This window comes from Ancylobacter sp. Lp-2 (assembly GCF_020523795.1).
GTDB lineage: Bacteria > Pseudomonadota > Alphaproteobacteria > Rhizobiales > Xanthobacteraceae > Ancylobacter.
Window position 1 is genome coordinate 635,529 of the sequence record NZ_JAJALI010000001.1, and the last position, 14,563, is coordinate 650,091.

At 69.4% G+C, this 14,563-nt stretch carries 14 protein-coding genes; 7 read left to right on the plus strand and 7 right to left on the minus strand.

The window, feature by feature from the left end; all coding sequences use genetic code 11:
• Nucleotides 1–116 precede the first annotated feature (116 nt).
• Complete coding sequence (locus tag LGR54_RS03000) at nt 117–761, minus strand: DsbA family protein (RefSeq protein ID WP_230360471.1); 645 nt, start codon at nt 759–761, stop codon at nt 117–119.
• 253 nt (nt 762–1,014) lie between these two features.
• On the opposite strand from LGR54_RS03000, the gene LGR54_RS03005 reads away from it, so the two are divergent.
• From LGR54_RS03005 to LGR54_RS03015, 3 genes are all read left to right on the plus strand, one after another.
• Nucleotides 1,015–1,407 carry a RidA family protein gene (locus LGR54_RS03005; protein ID WP_230360472.1) on the plus strand — a complete coding sequence of 131 codons (393 nt, stop codon included), beginning with the start codon at nt 1,015–1,017 and terminating at the stop codon, nt 1,405–1,407.
• Between the two features lie 109 nt (nt 1,408–1,516).
• Complete coding sequence (locus LGR54_RS03010) at nt 1,517–2,608, plus strand: YeiH family protein (protein ID WP_370638114.1); 1,092 nt, start codon at nt 1,517–1,519, stop codon at nt 2,606–2,608.
• A gap of 19 nt (nt 2,609–2,627) precedes the next feature.
• On the plus strand, nt 2,628–3,518 hold the full coding sequence (locus tag LGR54_RS03015) for a LysR family transcriptional regulator (RefSeq protein ID WP_230360473.1): 891 nt from the start codon (nt 2,628–2,630) through the stop codon (nt 3,516–3,518).
• A 75-nt stretch (nt 3,519–3,593) separates the two neighbouring features.
• Here LGR54_RS03015 and LGR54_RS03020 read toward each other — a convergent pair whose 3' ends face one another.
• Complete coding sequence (locus LGR54_RS03020; protein WP_230360474.1) at nt 3,594–4,067, minus strand: Lrp/AsnC family transcriptional regulator; 474 nt, start codon at nt 4,065–4,067, stop codon at nt 3,594–3,596.
• A 138-nt stretch (nt 4,068–4,205) separates the two neighbouring features.
• Here LGR54_RS03020 and LGR54_RS03025 point away from each other — a divergent pair, with 138 nt between their 5' ends.
• A complete protein-coding gene (locus LGR54_RS03025; RefSeq protein WP_230360475.1) occupies nt 4,206–6,626 on the plus strand; it encodes a transketolase in 2,421 nt (806 codons plus the stop codon).
• Nucleotides 6,627–6,641: 15 nt separating this feature from the next.
• Here the strand turns inward: LGR54_RS03025 and LGR54_RS03030 are convergent, their stop codons facing one another.
• Nucleotides 6,642–7,571 (minus strand): DMT family transporter, encoded by a 930-nt coding sequence (locus LGR54_RS03030; RefSeq protein WP_230360476.1) that lies wholly within the window; start codon nt 7,569–7,571, stop codon nt 6,642–6,644.
• 432 nt (nt 7,572–8,003) lie between these two features.
• On the opposite strand from LGR54_RS03030, the gene LGR54_RS03035 reads away from it, so the two are divergent.
• From LGR54_RS03035 to LGR54_RS03045, 3 genes are all read left to right on the plus strand, one after another.
• Nucleotides 8,004–9,245 (plus strand): MFS transporter, encoded by a 1,242-nt coding sequence (locus tag LGR54_RS03035; protein ID WP_230360477.1) that lies wholly within the window; start codon nt 8,004–8,006, stop codon nt 9,243–9,245.
• Between the two features lie 240 nt (nt 9,246–9,485).
• On the plus strand, nt 9,486–9,983 hold the full coding sequence (locus LGR54_RS03040) for a hypothetical protein (protein ID WP_230360478.1): 498 nt from the start codon (nt 9,486–9,488) through the stop codon (nt 9,981–9,983).
• Between the two features lie 417 nt (nt 9,984–10,400).
• Nucleotides 10,401–10,823, plus strand: coding sequence for a DoxX family protein (locus LGR54_RS03045; protein ID WP_230360479.1), 423 nt, complete (start codon nt 10,401–10,403; stop codon nt 10,821–10,823).
• Nucleotides 10,824–10,935: 112 nt separating this feature from the next.
• On the opposite strand, the gene LGR54_RS03050 is transcribed toward LGR54_RS03045, so the two are convergent.
• From LGR54_RS03050 to LGR54_RS03065, 4 genes are all read right to left on the minus strand, one after another.
• The gene (locus LGR54_RS03050; RefSeq protein ID WP_230360480.1) at nt 10,936–12,723 is read right to left on the minus strand and encodes a tetratricopeptide repeat protein; all 1,788 of its coding nucleotides are present in this window, start codon (nt 12,721–12,723) and stop codon (nt 10,936–10,938) included.
• Nucleotides 12,724–12,967: 244 nt separating this feature from the next.
• Nucleotides 12,968–13,372, minus strand: a complete 405-nt coding sequence (locus LGR54_RS03055; protein WP_230360481.1) for a phage holin family protein — start codon at nt 13,370–13,372, stop codon at nt 12,968–12,970.
• On the minus strand, nt 13,372–13,719 hold the full coding sequence (locus LGR54_RS03060) for a hypothetical protein (RefSeq protein WP_230360482.1): 348 nt from the start codon (nt 13,717–13,719) through the stop codon (nt 13,372–13,374). The genes LGR54_RS03055 and LGR54_RS03060 overlap by 1 nt, the downstream gene beginning before the upstream one ends.
• Nucleotides 13,720–13,796: 77 nt before the next feature.
• Nucleotides 13,797–14,525: a tRNA (guanosine(46)-N(7))-methyltransferase TrmB gene (locus tag LGR54_RS03065; protein ID WP_230360483.1), complete on the minus strand. Its 729-nt coding sequence runs from the start codon at nt 14,523–14,525 to the stop codon at nt 13,797–13,799.
• Between the last annotated feature and the right edge of the window lie 38 nt (nt 14,526–14,563).

Sequence of the window (14,563 nt, forward strand, 5' to 3'; positions counted from 1 at the left end):
CTTTTCCGCCCGCGTGCGCACCGCGCCGGTCGCGGGGGCGGACGTCGCATGCACGTATTCCGCGCAGCCCTTCGTGATGTACGCGCGGGGTGCCGTTCAGTAAGTCGCCGGGCCGCTCACGCCGCCGCCAGCGTCGCCAGCAAGACTGACAGGTCGCGGAACAGCACGCCGGCAGGCAGCAGGCGGCGGCGCTCGCCCTCGCCGATCAGCAGGGCCGGCACGCCGTCGGCGCCGAAAGCGCGCATCGACTGGCGCGCCGTGGCGATGCGGGTGCGCGTCGCCTCCAGCAGCGCGGCATCCGGCGCCGCCAGCCGATTGGCGGCCTCCGGGAAGCCGGCGGCGTCGAGAAGGGAGGCGAGCACCATGGGGTCGGTGATGTCGCGCCCTTCGACATAGCGGCCATGCTGAAGCGCCGCGAGCGCTACCCGCTCGCCCTCCGGCGCCGCGAGGTGCACGGCGGTGAGGGCCAGCGTCGCCGGTCCGGAATCGAAGGCGCGCCGGCGATCGGCGAGCACCTGATCGCGATAGGCCCTGCTGAAGCGCTGGCCGGTGAGTGCCTCGATGCGCTGGTCGTTCGCCCAGGCATGGGCGGCCAAGCCGTCATCCAGCGGGCGCGCGCCGGTGCCGGCGAACAATCCGGTCGGGGCCAGTTCGAGCGAGAAGACCGGATTGGCGGCCAGGGTGCCGAGTGCCGGCCCGGCGCCGTAACACCAGCCGCACAGCGGATCGAACAGATAGGTGATGCGCGTCCTGTCGGTCATGCCGGTCTCCTTGCCGCCTCTTGCCACGGAACCGTGCGATGTCGAAAGCCGGCTCGGCGGCCAATGGCGAGGTTCGGGCGACAAAGTTTTGTGAAGCCAGTAACTTAGAGGTAACTAACGGGCGCTCTCGTGCGTGGCGCCGCGTCCGGTGCGGGCCTTGCCGGCGACCGCCGCGGCCCTGTGCTTGCATGGGCGGGCCACATCGCCGGTCGGTCCGTCCGTCCCGGCGCCTTTCCGTCTGGAGTTCCCTCGCATGTCTGCCCTGTTCCACATGATCGCCGGTGGCCCGAAGCCGGTGGCACCGTTCAGCCACGCCGTCGAATGCGATGGCTTCGTCTTCGTCACCGGCCAGATGCCGGATACCCCGGCGGCCCCGGGCGTGCTGCCGGAAGGCATCGCGGCGCAGACCCGCAACGTCATGGAGAATCTGCGCCTCGTGCTCGCCGGGCTTGGCCTCGGCTTCGAGCATGTGGTCTGCGCCCGCGCCTTCCTCACCGAGTTCCACGAGGACTACGCCGTCTTCAACGAGACCTATCGCAGCTATTTCCCGGAAGGCCGGCTGCCGGCCCGCACCTGCGTCGGCGTCACCGGCCTTGCCTATGGCGCGCGGGTGGAGATCGATTTCGTCGCCCATCGCGGCGCCTGACCGTTCGATTTCAGCGAACGAAACGATCCAAACAATGTGTTGGATCGATTAATCCAGCTTTGCGATCAAAGGCCATCGCCGGATTGTCCGGCATCGGGGAGATCCGGTGATGGCCGCTCAGTCGCATGCCGCCCATCCTGCCGCCAACATGGCTGGGCTCGCCCGCGCCGCCGATCGTGCCGCGCCGGCGAGCCGGTCCGGTGCCGCCGTGCCGCTGCTCGCGCTGTGGCCGGGCCTTGCCCTCACCGCCGCCATCGCCGCCGCCGCCTTCGGGCTGCGCCAACTGCCCTATCTCAGCGGCCTCAGCCCGATGATCCTGGCCATCCTCATAGGCATGGTCCTGCACAATGCCCTCGGCACCCCGGCCCGCGCCCGGCCCGGCGTCACCTTCGCCATGCGACGCCTGCTGCGTGCGGCCATCGTGCTGCTCGGCCTCCAGCTCACCGCCGCCCAGGTGGCGGAGGTCGGCGGCACCGGCGTCGCGGTGATCGCCCTCACCTTGGTCGCCACCTTCGTCTTCACCACCTGGCTCGGCCGGCTGATCGGCGTCGAGCGCGGCCTCGCCGAGCTGATCGCCGCCGGCACCTCGATCTGCGGCGCCTCGGCGGTGATCGCCACCAACACCGTCACCCGTGCTCCGGACGAGGACGTCGCCTATGCGGTGGCCTGCGTCACCGTGTTCGGCTCGATCGCCATGCTCGGCTACCCGCTGCTGGTCGGCGTGCTCGATCTGTCGCCGCATGCCTATGGCCTGTGGGCCGGCGCCTCGATCCACGAGATCGCCCAGGTGGTCGCCGCCGCCTATCAGGACGGCGCCGCCGCCGGCGAGTTCGGCACCATCGCCAAGCTGTCGCGGGTGATGCTGCTGGCGCCGGTGGTGATCGCGCTCGGCCTCCTGGCCGCCCGTCGGGCACGTCATTTCGGCGGCGAGGCCGGCGGCGCCCGTCCGCCCGTGCCGTGGTTCGTGCTCGGCTTCCTCGGCATGGTGGTGCTGAACAGCCTGGTGACCCTCCCGGCGGAGCTGAAGTCACATCTCGTCGTCGCCACTTCCTTCCTGTTGTCGATGGCGCTGGCGGCGATGGGGCTGGAGACCAGCTTCGCCAAATTGAGGGCCAAGGGCATCCGGCCCTTCGCGCTCGGCTTTGCCGCCTTTGCCTTCATCGCCGGTTTCAGTCTTATGCTGGTGAAGATCACCGCATGAGCATCGGCGACGGACCGGAATGACCCTCGAACAGCTGCGCATCTTCGTCGCCGTCGCCGCGCGCCAGCATGTCACCAAGGGGGCGGCCGACCTCAACCTCACCCAGTCGGCCACCAGCGCCGCCATCGCGGCGCTGGAAGCGCGCTACGCCACCCGGCTGTTCGACCGTATCGGGCGGCGCATCGAGCTCACCGAGGCCGGCCGGCTGTTCCTCGTCGAGGCCAAGGCGGTGCTGGCGCAGGCGGCGGCGGCCGAGAAGGTGCTGGCCGATCTCTCCGGCCTCGTCCATGGCGCGCTCAGCCTTGCCGCCAGCCAGACCATCGCCGGCTACTGGCTGCCGCGGCAGGTCGAGCGGTTCCGCGTCCGCCATCCCGGCATCTCCGTGGCCATCGCGGTCGGCAACACCGATTTCGTCGCCGGGCAGGTGCGGCTCGGCGACGCCGATCTCGGCTTTGCCGAGGGCGAGCTCGACGATGCCGCGCTGGCGGTGCTGCCGGTGGCCGAGGACGAGATGGTGCTGGTGACGCCGGTCACCCATCCCTGGGCCTGGCGCCCGCCCAGCGCGCCGGAGCAGCTGCTCGCCGGCCCCTGGGTGCTGCGCGAGCCGGGCTCGGGCACCCGCGCGGTGCTGGAAGCCCATCTCGCCAGCCTGGGCCTGGCGGCGGAGCGGCTGAACGTCGCTCTGGAATATCCCTCCAACGAGGCGGTGCGGGCGGCGGTGGAGGCCGGCAGCGGCGTTACCGTACTGTCCCGCCGGGTAGCGGCCGCCGCCATCCGCGCCGGCACGCTCGCCGAGATCGCCTTCCCGCTGCCGCCGCGCCGCTTCCTCGCGCTGCGCCACAAGGAGCGCTACCGCACCCGGGCGGCGCAGGCCTTTCTCGACCTCGTCACGGAAGCCGACGGCGACTAGAGCGTTTTCGAGCGAAGTGGAATCCGGTTCGCGTGAAGAAAACGCGTCCGAACAAAACCCGCCGGCGTGGCCGGCTCACTCGCCGATCGGCAGCCCCTGCGCGTGCTTCACCTGGCCGAGCGCGAAGCTCGATTCGATCGAGGCGACGCCCTCCAGCCGGGTCAGCGTCCGCTTGAGGAAGGCCTCATAGGCCGGCAGATCCTTCACCACGATGCGCAGCAGGTAGTCGCGCTGCCCGGTCATCAGGTAGCACTCGACGATCTCCGGCCAGCGCATGATCGCCTTGGCGAAGCGGTCGAGCTCCTCCTCGCGCTGGCGCTCCAGCTTGATCGAGGCGAAGACGCTGATCGGCAGCCCGACCTTGTCCTGGTCGATCACCGCGACATAGCGCTTGATCACCCCGGCCGCCTCCAGCTGGCGCACCCGCCGGGCGCAGGGCGAGGGCGACAGCCCGACCAGCGCGCTCAGCTGCTCCATGGTGGCGTGCGCGTCCGCCTGCAGCGCGGCGAGGATTTTGCGATCGATGGCGTCGAGGGCGATCTCGGTCATATCCAGCCATATCAGGCAAAATAATTAGCGTATCCAGCCAATATGGCTCGCTTTCGCGCCCGAGAATAGCTGCAACCGTGCCGTGCGCGGGCGTACTGTCTTCCCTCGGCATGCCGGAGAGAGCACCGGAGAAGGAAGATGGCGGCGCAACGGGCGGAAGGCCGGGAGAACCCCCGGCAAGCGGCAGAAGCGGAACTCGCGGAGCTGGAGAAGAAGCTGCTCTGGCTGGCGACGTGGACCATCCACAACGCCAACCATGTCCGGCCGAACGTCGACGGGCTGAAAGTGGGCGGCCATCAGGCCTCCTCCGCCTCGCTCGCCACCATCATGGCGGCGCTCTATCTCAAGGCGCTGCGCCCGGAGGACCGGGTGGCGGTGAAGCCGCATGCCAGCCCGGTGTTCCACGCCATCCAGTATCTGTTCGGCCACCAGAGCTGCGAGAAGCTGGAGAATTTCCGTGGCTACAAGGGCGCGCAGTCCTATCCCTCGCGCACCAAGGACGTCGACGACGTCGATTTCTCCACCGGCTCGGTCGGCCTCGGCGTCGCCCAGACCTTGTTCGCCTCGCTGGTGCAGGACTTTTTGCGTGCCAAGGATCTCGGTCACGGCCCGGAGGGCAAGATGGTCGCCCTGGTCGGCGATGCCGAGATGGACGAAGGCAACATCTTCGAGGCCCTGCTCGAAGGCTGGAAGCACGGCCTGCGCAATTGCTGGTGGGTGGTCGACTATAACCGCCAGAGCCTCGACGCCGTGGTGCGCGAGGGGCTGTGGCAGCGGCTCGAGCAGATCTTCCGCAATTTCGGCTGGGACGTCGTCATCCTGAAATACGGGTCGCTGCAACAGGCCGCCTTCGCCGAGCCGGGCGGAGAGGCGCTGCGCCGCTTCATCGACACCTGCCCGAACCAGCTCTATTCCGCCCTCACCTTCCAGGGCGGCAAGGCCTGGCGCAAGCGCCTCCTCGATGAGATCGGCGACCAGGGGGCCGTCACCGCATTGATCGAGCGCCGCTCCGACGAGGAGCTGGCGCGGCTGATGACCAATCTCGGCGGCCACGACCTTGCTTCGCTCACCGCCGCCTTCGAGGCGGCGCGCCAGCATGACCGGCCAGTCTGCTTCATCGCCTACACCATCAAGGGCTACGGCCTGCCGCTCGCCGGCCACAAGGACAATCACGCGGGGCTGATGACCCCGGCGCAGATGGAGGATTTCCGCGCCCGCCATGCCATCCGGCCCGGCCATGAATGGGAGCCGTTCGAGGGCCTTGCCCTGCCCGCCGAACGGCTGAAGGCCTTCCTCGACGCCGCCCCGTTCAACGCCAAGGGCACGCGCCGCCACGAGGCGCCGACGCTGGCGCTGCCGGCGCGCCTCGACGTCGCCCTGCAGCCGACGATGTCGACGCAGCAGGGCTTCGGCCTGTTGATGCACGAGATCGCCAAGCGCGACGATGATTTCGCCGCCCGAATCGTCACCACCTCGCCGGATGTGACGGTGTCCACCAATCTCGGCGCCTTCGTGAACCGGCGCGGCCTGTTCGCCCGGGAATCCATGGCCGACACCTTCAAGCGGGAGCGCATTCCCTCGACCTTCAACTGGGAATTCTCGCCGAAGGGCCAGCACATGGAGCTCGGCATCGCCGAGATGAACCTGTTCCTCATGCTCTCGGCGCTCGGACTGTCGCATTCGCTGTTCGGCGAGCGGCTGCTGCCGGTGGGCACGCTCTATGATCCGTTCATCGAGCGCGGCCTCGATGCGCTCAACTATGCCTGCTACCAGGACGCCCGCTTCCTCATCGCCGCCACGCCGTCGGGTGTGACGCTGGCGCCGGAGGGCGGCGCGCACCAGTCGATCGCCACGCCGCTGATCGGCATGGCGCAGGACGGGCTCGCCAGCTTCGAGCCGGCCTTCGTCGACGAGCTCGCGGTGATCCTGCGCTTCGCCTTCGACTACATGCAGCGCTCCGGCTCCGCGACCACCGAGGCGAATGGCCTCGCCGACGCGCAGGGCGGCGCCGCCTATCTGCGCCTGTCCACCCGGACCATCGAGCAGCCGCGCCGCGCCATGGACGAGGTGCTGGCCGCCGACATCGTCGCCGGCGGCTACTGGCTGCGCCGGCCGGGGCCGAACGCCCAGGTCGTCGTCGCCTATGCCGGGGCGCTGGCGCCGGAGGCCATCGAGGCGGTCGGCCTGATCGCCGAGGACCGCCGCGACGTCGGGCTCTTGGCCGTCACCTCCGCCGACCGGCTGCATGCCGGCTGGACCGGCGCCCAGCGCCTGCGCGAGCGCGGCGAAGCGGGGGAGGCGCATGTCGAGCGGCTATTGGCCGACGTGCCCGGTCATTGCGCCCTCGTCACCGTCATCGACGGCCATCCGGCGACGCTCGGCTGGCTCGGCGCGGTGCATGGCCACCGGGTGCGGGCGCTCGGGGTGGAGCGCTTCGGCCAGACCGGCACGCTGGCCGATCTCTACCGCCATTACGGCATCGACGCCCAGGGCATCGTGCGCGCCACGCAGGCGATGACCCCCGGCCGGCCGATCCGGCATCTGCGCGCGGTGGGGTGAGGCTGTGGGGGCGGCTCAGCGCCGCCCGCTCAGCACGATGGCGATGCTGGCGAGCACGACGGCGAGGCCGGCGAGCGACACCGGCGCGATCTCCTCGCCCAGCATCAGCCAGCCGAGCAGCACGCCGACGATCGGGTTCACATAGGCGAAGGTGGTGGCGATCACCGGGCTGAAGGCACCGATCACCCTTATGTACGAGGTCAGCCCGATCACAGAGGCGAACACGATCAGGAAGCCGAAGGCCAGCCATTGGTGCAGGCTCGGCATGTCCGGCAGCGGCGCGTGCTCGCCGGCGGCGATCGTCGACAGCACCAGCGACGCGGCGAGGAATTGCGCCGTCGCTGCCCATTCCGGCCGCATCCGCTGCATCAGCGGCCGCTGCACGATGGTGCCGAGCGACCAGCTCAGCCCGGCGCCGACCAGCAGCAGCACGGTGAGGCCGGCATAGCCCGGCTCGATGATCGCCGCGCGCGTGCCGATCAGCGTCGGCGAGACCACCAGGAACAGCCCGCCGAGGCCGAGCGCCAGCCCCAGCAACGTCCGTCGCGCCGGCAGGGTGCGCGCGACGACCAGTTCCAGCAGGCAGCTCCACAGCGGGATGGCGCCCATCGACATGACGATGAAGCTGGAGGCGGCGTGCCGCGAGGCGAGGGTGGCGAGGCCGTTGCCGCCGACCCACATCAGGACGCCGCTGACCGTGCACAGCGCGATGTCGCGCCAGGTCAGACGCGGCACCCTCTTGGTCCGGGCGAGCGCCACCAGGCCGATCAGCAGCGTCGCGCCCCACATGCGCGTCGATTGCAGCTGCGGCACGGTGATCGCCGCCGGGCCGGAAATGCAGATCTTCACCGCCAGATAGGAGCCGCCCCAGACGAGGTAGATGGCGATGAGGTGGCCATAGGCGGAGAGCGGGATGCCGGGGCGGTCGGCGGGGGTGGAAGCCATGATGCGGAAGGAGCCTGTCGGTAGGTGACGCGTGCGGTCCGACGCCTGCGCGGCCTGCTTCTCCTTCGCTGCCTTTCCGCGCGGGTGGCGGAAGGGCCGGCACGGCAGGGCGCGGGAAGGCGCGGTGCGGTCGGCTGGTCGGCGACGGTGGCGCGGGCCGGACCGATGCCGGACGCGGCGGAGCCATCCCACAGCTTGGCGGGCGCGGCAAATGATAGCTGAGGATGACGCAAGGTCATTTTCGCGCCGGCTCCGGCCCGCCATGGCCGGATCGGCGGGGCGTGACGGGACACCTGGCCGGCCTTCGCGCCGGGCAGGGCGCCGTCCGCCGATCCATCTACTTTGCTGATGGCCGACCGGAAAATTATTCGTTTCTGTCGCCCACGACAGGGCTGTATTTCTGGCGTTCCCTCTGGTCGCCGGGATGATCGCATGTCCGCCTCCCCCATCTCCGCTTCAGGCATGGCGCGGCGCGCGCCGCTCATCATCGTGCTGTGTGGCTGCCTCATCGCCATGCTCACCTTCGGGCCGCGGGCGTCTTCCGGAATCTTCCTGCTGCCGATGACGCATGAATATGGCTGGGGGCGCGACACGTTCGGCCTCGCCATCGCCATCCAGAACCTGCTCTGGGGGCTGGGGACGCCCTTTGCCGGTGCCATCGCCGATCGCTACGGGGTCGCCCGCGTGCTGTGCGTCGGGGCACTGCTCTATGCCGCCGGTCTCGCGATGATGGCTTATGCCTCGACGCCGGGCCTGCTGCACCTTTCCGCCGGCGTCATCGTCGGCTTCGGCCTGTCGGGCTGCTCGTTCAACATCGTGCTGGCGGCCTTCGGCAAGATGCTGCCGGATCGCTGGCGGCCGATGGCGTTCGGCGCCGGCACCGCCGCCGGCTCGTTCGGCCAGTTCCTGTTCCCGCCGCTGGCCGCCGGCCTCATCGGCACCGTCGGCTGGCAGGAGACGCTGATCGTGTTCGGCGGCGCCATGCTGATGGTGATGCCGCTCGCCGTCGCGCTGATGAGCCCGCCGCGCGCCGCCGCCGTAACCACCGAGGAGCCGAAGCAGACCATCGGCGCCGCGCTTGGCCAGGCCTTCAGCCATCCGAGCTATGTGTTCCTGGTGCTCGGCTTCTTCACCTGCGGCTTCCAGCTGGCCTTCGTCACCACCCATCTGCCGGCCTATCTCACCGATCGCGGCCTCTCCATCACCATTGGCGGCTGGACGCTGGCGGTGATCGGCCTCGCCAACATGGTGGGCTCGCTCTCCTCGGGCTGGATGTCGGCGCGCTTCTCCCGCCGGCTGCTGCTCGCCTGGATCTATTTCGCCCGTGGCGTCGTCATCATCGCCTTCATCCTGCTGCCGGCCAGCCCGGTGACGTCCATCGGCTTCGGCATCGCCATCGGGCTGTTGTGGCTGTCCACCGTGCCGCCGACCTCCGGCCTGGTGATGCTGATGTTCGGTACCCGCTACCTCGCCATGCTCTACGGCTTCGCCTTCTTCAGCCACCAGGTCGGCGGCTTCCTCGGCGTGTGGCTGGGTGGCCTGCTCTACGAGAAGCTCGGCTCCTACGATCTGGTCTGGTGGCTGTCGGTGGCGCTGTCCTTCGCCTCGGCGGTGATCAACCTGCCGATCGTCGAGCGTCCGGTGGCCGAGCGCCGCCATCCCGCGGCCGCCTGAAACCCCGTCGTGACCGGCCCGGCAGGCCGCGTTGGCGGCCTGTTAACCATCCCGGGCGCATGCTGTGCGGCAAGGCGTCGGCACGGGGGCGGCCGTGGCGCGGCGTAGCATTCCTGCAACAGGTTTGTTGCCGCGTGCCCTGCTGCGGTGCCGGGTTCCGGCCCGGCCCTTGCGGGAGGCGGCCTTCGCGACGCATCGTGACCGGGCGGTTCTCCGGGGCTTGGGGGAGCGCTCCATCTGATGGAAGGGTTTCGGATGCGGATCACCACCGTTCTGCTGTCTGCAGCTGCGTTCACCGCTGGCGCGGCCGGGCTGTCGTCGGCCGCCTCGGCCGAGCAATTGACGCCGCAGGCGGCCGAGCGCTTCGTGATGGGGCGCACCTTCTCCTATAGCTGCTACGAGGGCACGGTCGGTTCCGGCCGCGTGCTGAAGGACGGTTCGGTGGCCGGCACCATCCAGGTGCGCGGCAAGGGCAATGCCCGCTATGTGGCCCTGCCCGCCGGTACGGTGCAGACCTCCTCGGAGAAGGTCTGCGCCAAGCTGAAGGGCGTCGCCTTCCAGCCCTGCTTCGAGCTGGAGAAGACCGCAGGGGATGCCTTCCGGGGCAATCTCGCCGGCTTCGACAAGATGTGGTGCGAGTTCAAGCGCGGCGGCAGCGGCCGCACCCGGCTGGTGGAACGGGGGAGGAAGACCTCCGACACCGGCACCAAGACCGCCCAGATCGACGGCGTTCACTGATCGAAGCCCTTCAACGATCGCAGCCCTGCAATGATCCAAGACGGGCCGATCCAGGACCGGTCTTGGCGCCGCCCCGCCGGAAGCATCCCGCCGCGGTATGCGTAGCCGCTCCGGACAGCCCGCCAGGCGCGGCCGGGCCGTCTTTCAGGCGGCAAGGGCTGTGCCGCTGGCCCCGGCGCGGGATGAGGCCTCCGCCCCGCCGGCGCCAACCCAATCCCTGCCGTCCGAAGGGCTCAAACGGTCATCAGACAGCTTTGAGGGGCAACGCCGCCGTTTCAGGTAGATGGCGCATCGGTCCGATATTGCAAATTAGCAATATCGGTTGAGATTTTCCGGCTATCGCGTGCTTTCATGCGATGGGTTACCTCTGGTGCACGGTTACTTCACCCCATCGCACCAGACACGGAACTCACCACCATGCTCGACACTCGCTCCGCCCCCTATGGCGTCTTCATCCTGCGCGTCGCCCTCGGCCTCATGTGGATCTCGCACGCGCTGATGAAGTATGTCGTCTTCACCGTCGCCGGTTTCGCTGGTTATCTCGACAGCCTCGGCATGCCCGGCGCGCTCGCCGGCCCGGTCATCCTCGCCGAGCTGATCGGCGGCGTGCTCATCGTCGCCGGTCTTTATGCCCGTCACGTCGCCCTGGTCATGATCCCGGTCATGGTCGGCGCCATGAGCGCGCATCTCGGCAATGGCTGGCTGTTCTCGGTCCCCGGCGGCGGCTGGGAATATCCCGCCTTCCTGATCGCCACTTCCTTCGCCCTGTGGCTGCTCGGCGACGGTGCCTTCGCGCTGCGCTCGCGCCCGCTGCTGTTCGCCCGCGCTGCCAACGCCTGAACACCCGACGCCTGAACACCGCTCAAACGCACATCGCCGGCCAGGTGACGCTACCTGGCCGGCGATGCTGTTTCACAGGAGGCCCGGAAGCCTCCGTTCCGTTCCGCCGCGTTCAGCCGCCCTGGCCGGCCGGCTTGTCGGCAGCCGGAGCAACGGCGGGCTTCTCGGCGGTGGCGTTGTTCTGCGCCGCTTCGGTCTTCTGCGCCTCGTCGAGGCCGACAGCGATCTTGCGCTCGATCTTGGCGAGGTCGGCCGGCTCGGGGTTGAGGTCGCGGGCATGGTTCCACTTGAACCGCGCCTCCAGGTGCCGCCCCACCTTCCAGTAGGCGTCGCCGAGATGGTCGTTGATGACCGCCTCGTTCGGCTTCAGCTCGACCGCCCGCTCCAGCTCGCGCACCGCGTCGTCATATTTGCCGATGCGGTAATAGGCCCAGCCGAGGCTGTCGATGAAATAGCCGTCATCCGGCCGGAGCGTCACCGCCTTGCGGATCATCTCCATGCCCTGGTCGAGATTGACGCCCTGGTCGATCCAGGAATAGCCGAGATAGTTCAGCACATGCGGCTGGTCGGGGCGCAGCTCCAGCGCCTTCTTCAGGTCGGCTTCCGACTTCGCCCACTGCTTGGTGCGCTCGTAGCCGATGCCGCGGAAGTAGAACAGCATCCAGTTCTGCGCCGTCGGGGTGCCGATCTGGTCGATCGCCCGCGTGTAGATCTCCACCGAGCGGTCGAACTGCTCGTTGGCGCGCAGCACGTCGCCCAGCGCCATCATGGCGCGCAGGTCCTTGGGGTTGCGGCCGAGCGCCTCTTCCAGAGTCTTCTCGGCCTCGTCCTTCTTGCCGGCAGCGTTGAGATTGATGCCGAGCTGGATATCGGCGTTCAGCTTCAGCGGCGAATCGGCGGGCACGGCGCGGAACAGCGCGATAGCCTCGTCATGCTTGTTCAGGCTCTCGAACAGGTCGGCGAGCGTCACCTCGATCAGCGGATGCGAGGGATCGAGCCAGCGGCCGAGCTGCAGATAGACCATGGCGAGGTCTTCGCCGCCCTGGCGGCCCAGCGCGGCACCGAGGCCGTACATCACCTCGGCGGCGCCTGCCTGCGGCGTGTCGATCAGCGGCGGCAGGGTCTTGCCGGCGTCGAGCTGCACCATGGCGCGCTCCACCAGCGGATCGTCCGGCGCCACCTTGTCATAGGCTTCGTAGGTCTCGACCGCGAGCTTCTTGTTGCCGCTGCGCGAGGCCCAGCGGGCATAGGCGTCGACCACCCGCAGCGAGCGCGGATCGACCTTGAGCGCCTGTTCCAGCCGCTGGCCGGCTTCCTTGCGCATGCCGGCGGCGTCGAGGATCAGCCCGGAATGCAGCGCCTTGAAGCCGGCATACCATTCCGGCCCCTGCAATTCGTCGATGGCGGCCACCGCCTGGCGGGCATTGCCGGAACCGAACTGCGCCCACGCGCCGAGCAGGGTCGAGTTCAGCTCGGCGATGGCGCCGTCGCCGGCGCGGCGCAGATTGGAGCGCGCGGTGACATATTGCTTGCCCTTGATCGCCTTCACGCCGAGCACCAGCCGGGCGAGCGAGTGCTCGGGGTCGATGCGCACGATGCGCTGGGCGAGTTCCACCGCCTCGTCGATCGAGCCGTCGGCGAGCAAGGTAAGGAAGGCGCGCTCCAGGATTTCGCCATTGCGCGGGAATACCCGCACCAGCGCCCGATAATAGGCGGCGGCGGCACCGGTGTCGCGCTCGGCGAGCGCCAGGCGGGCGGCGAGATAGTTGCCGGCGGGCGAGGAGCGGGCGATCAGCGCCGCCGACGGCGCCTCGGCCTTTGCCGTGCTCGCCCCGCCAAGGGCGGTGAGCAGGGCGAGTACGGCCACACCCGGCCGCAGCGACGAGCGTCGAAACGTCAAATCCAAAACCTCCAGCGGCGAAGCGTGGTCAGCCGCGACCGATCGGACAGCCGATAGCCAGATTGCCACTCAAATAGTTACCCAACTGGCTACGAGCCGAAGGGCCACCATCCGGGCGGCTGTTTCCTGGGCGACTGCCGAGACGGCCTCCCAATGCCAGCGGGCAGATTGTTCCTTTTTGCCCGCGCCCGCAAGAACGGGGCGGGCCTTGGAACAGCCTGAGTCGCGCACGAAGCCGAGAGTTTCAGATACGTCGGCCAAGAATAAGGCCGACAATCGCCGCAACCGCGGTAATCCCCACCACCGTCTGGGCAGCGAAGGGCGGCTCGGTGGGGCCTTCCGGCGAGCGAATCGGTGCCGCCCGCAGGCCGGCCAGCGGCAGTGCCTGCCGGCGGGCCGGCGATTTCAGCCGTGCATAGGCGATGATCAGCAGGACGACGCCGAGCACGAAGCACAGCGCCGCGATGAGCAGGGCCGCCACCAGCGGGTCATAGGCCTCCGCCAGCGCGATGAACAAGGCCGCCATCACGGCGATGAGCGCGCCGCCGAACAGCAGCGCGCCGAGCAGCAGCAGCAGCGCGGTCGTCGCGGTGCGGCGCAGCGCCAGATTGACCTCCGCGCCGACGAGACCGAGCAGCAGCTTCAGCATCACCGGCCCCGCGAGATCAGGCCGAAGACGAAGCCGATGCCGAGCGCCGCGACCACGGCGGCGAAGGGATTGCGCTCGATGGCGCCGCTGGCGTCGCGGCACAGCGCGGAAGCGCAGGCCTTGGCGTCCTCGACGGCAGCCGCGCCCTCGTCGAGCAGGCCGGCGGCGGTGGCCTCGGCCTGCGCCTTGCCGCTGCGCACCTTCTCCTTCACCGTCTCGGCGGCGGCGGCACTCTCTTGCTTGGCGAGCGCGGCCAGCGATTCGGCGAGCTTGGCGACGTCCTCGCGCAGGGCGGCGAGATCGGCGGTGAGCTTGGAGAAATCTTCCTGCGGATTCGGATCGGCCATGCTCGTCTCCTCTGCCATACCCCGGTGATGCCGGCGATAACGTTCCCGGCGCGCTGAGGTTCCACCTTATGCGGTAGTCAGATGCGGCGGAACTCGTAATAGCCCGGGGTGCGTCCCTCGCGCAGTGCCTTGGCCTCGTAGCGGGTGCCCGGCCAGCCGGCGAAGGGGCGGCGCCAATCGTCGGCGACGCGGGCGGTCCATTCGAAGCGGGCGTCGGCGATGAGGTGGCGCAGCGTCCAGGCGGCGTAGCCCTCGACATCGGTGGCGAAGCAGAAATGTCCACCCGGCGCCAGCAGGCGGGCGAAGCGGTCGATATTGTCCGGCCGCACGAAGCGGCGCTTCCAGTGCCGGCGCTTCGGCCAGGGGTCGGGATAGAGCAGGTCGATACGTTCCAGCGAGCCGGCGGGCAACGCATCGAGCAGCGGCACCACGTCGTCGCCATAGAGCCGCACATTGGCGAGCCCGGCCTCGACGATGCCGGTCGTCGCCTTGGCGACGCCGTTCACGAAGGCCTCGGCGCCGATATGGCCGATGCCGGGGTGCCGCGCCGCCTCGGCGAGCAGATGCTCGCCGCCGCCGAAGCCGATCTCCAGCCGCACCGCGCTGACCGGCACCGGGAACAGCGCCGCCAGCGGAGCCTCGCCGAGCGTGGCGAGGTCGATCTGCAGGCGCGGCAGATCCTGCTCGAGATGCTGGGCCTGGAGGGCGCGCAGCGGCTTGCCCTTGCGCCGGCCATAGAAGCCAGTGCCGGACGCCGCGGCGTCGTGGCCGTGTTCGTCGGTGCTGGTCTCGTCCGGGCTGGTCATGGTGGTCACCGAAAAACGAAGCGGGGCGGACCCGCAGA

What these genes read in the sequence shown, in the direction of transcription:
- LGR54_RS03005 (WP_230360472.1), top strand. Translation starts at nt 1,015, where the DNA reads ATGTCTGCCCTGTTCCACATGATCGCCGGTGGCCCGAAGCCGGTGGCA.
- LGR54_RS03035 (WP_230360477.1), top strand. Translation starts at nt 8,004, where the DNA reads ATGTCCGCCTCCCCCATCTCCGCTTCAGGCATGGCGCGGCGCGCGCCG.
- LGR54_RS03000 (WP_230360471.1), bottom strand. Translation starts at nt 761, where the DNA reads ATGACCGACAGGACGCGCATCACCTATCTGTTCGATCCGCTGTGCGGC.
- LGR54_RS03010 (WP_370638114.1), top strand. Translation starts at nt 1,517, where the DNA reads ATGGCCGCTCAGTCGCATGCCGCCCATCCTGCCGCCAACATGGCTGGG.
- LGR54_RS03045 (WP_230360479.1), top strand. Translation starts at nt 10,401, where the DNA reads ATGCTCGACACTCGCTCCGCCCCCTATGGCGTCTTCATCCTGCGCGTC.
- LGR54_RS03060 (WP_230360482.1), bottom strand. Translation starts at nt 13,719, where the DNA reads ATGGCCGATCCGAATCCGCAGGAAGATTTCTCCAAGCTCACCGCCGAT.
- LGR54_RS03020 (WP_230360474.1), bottom strand. Translation starts at nt 4,067, where the DNA reads ATGACCGAGATCGCCCTCGACGCCATCGATCGCAAAATCCTCGCCGCG.
- LGR54_RS03030 (WP_230360476.1), bottom strand. Translation starts at nt 7,571, where the DNA reads ATGGCTTCCACCCCCGCCGACCGCCCCGGCATCCCGCTCTCCGCCTAT.
- LGR54_RS03055 (WP_230360481.1), bottom strand. Translation starts at nt 13,372, where the DNA reads ATGCTGAAGCTGCTGCTCGGTCTCGTCGGCGCGGAGGTCAATCTGGCG.
- LGR54_RS03025 (WP_230360475.1), top strand. Translation starts at nt 4,206, where the DNA reads ATGGCGGCGCAACGGGCGGAAGGCCGGGAGAACCCCCGGCAAGCGGCA.
- LGR54_RS03015 (WP_230360473.1), top strand. Translation starts at nt 2,628, where the DNA reads ATGACCCTCGAACAGCTGCGCATCTTCGTCGCCGTCGCCGCGCGCCAG.
- LGR54_RS03040 (WP_230360478.1), top strand. Translation starts at nt 9,486, where the DNA reads ATGGAAGGGTTTCGGATGCGGATCACCACCGTTCTGCTGTCTGCAGCT.
- LGR54_RS03065 (WP_230360483.1), bottom strand. Translation starts at nt 14,525, where the DNA reads ATGACCAGCCCGGACGAGACCAGCACCGACGAACACGGCCACGACGCC.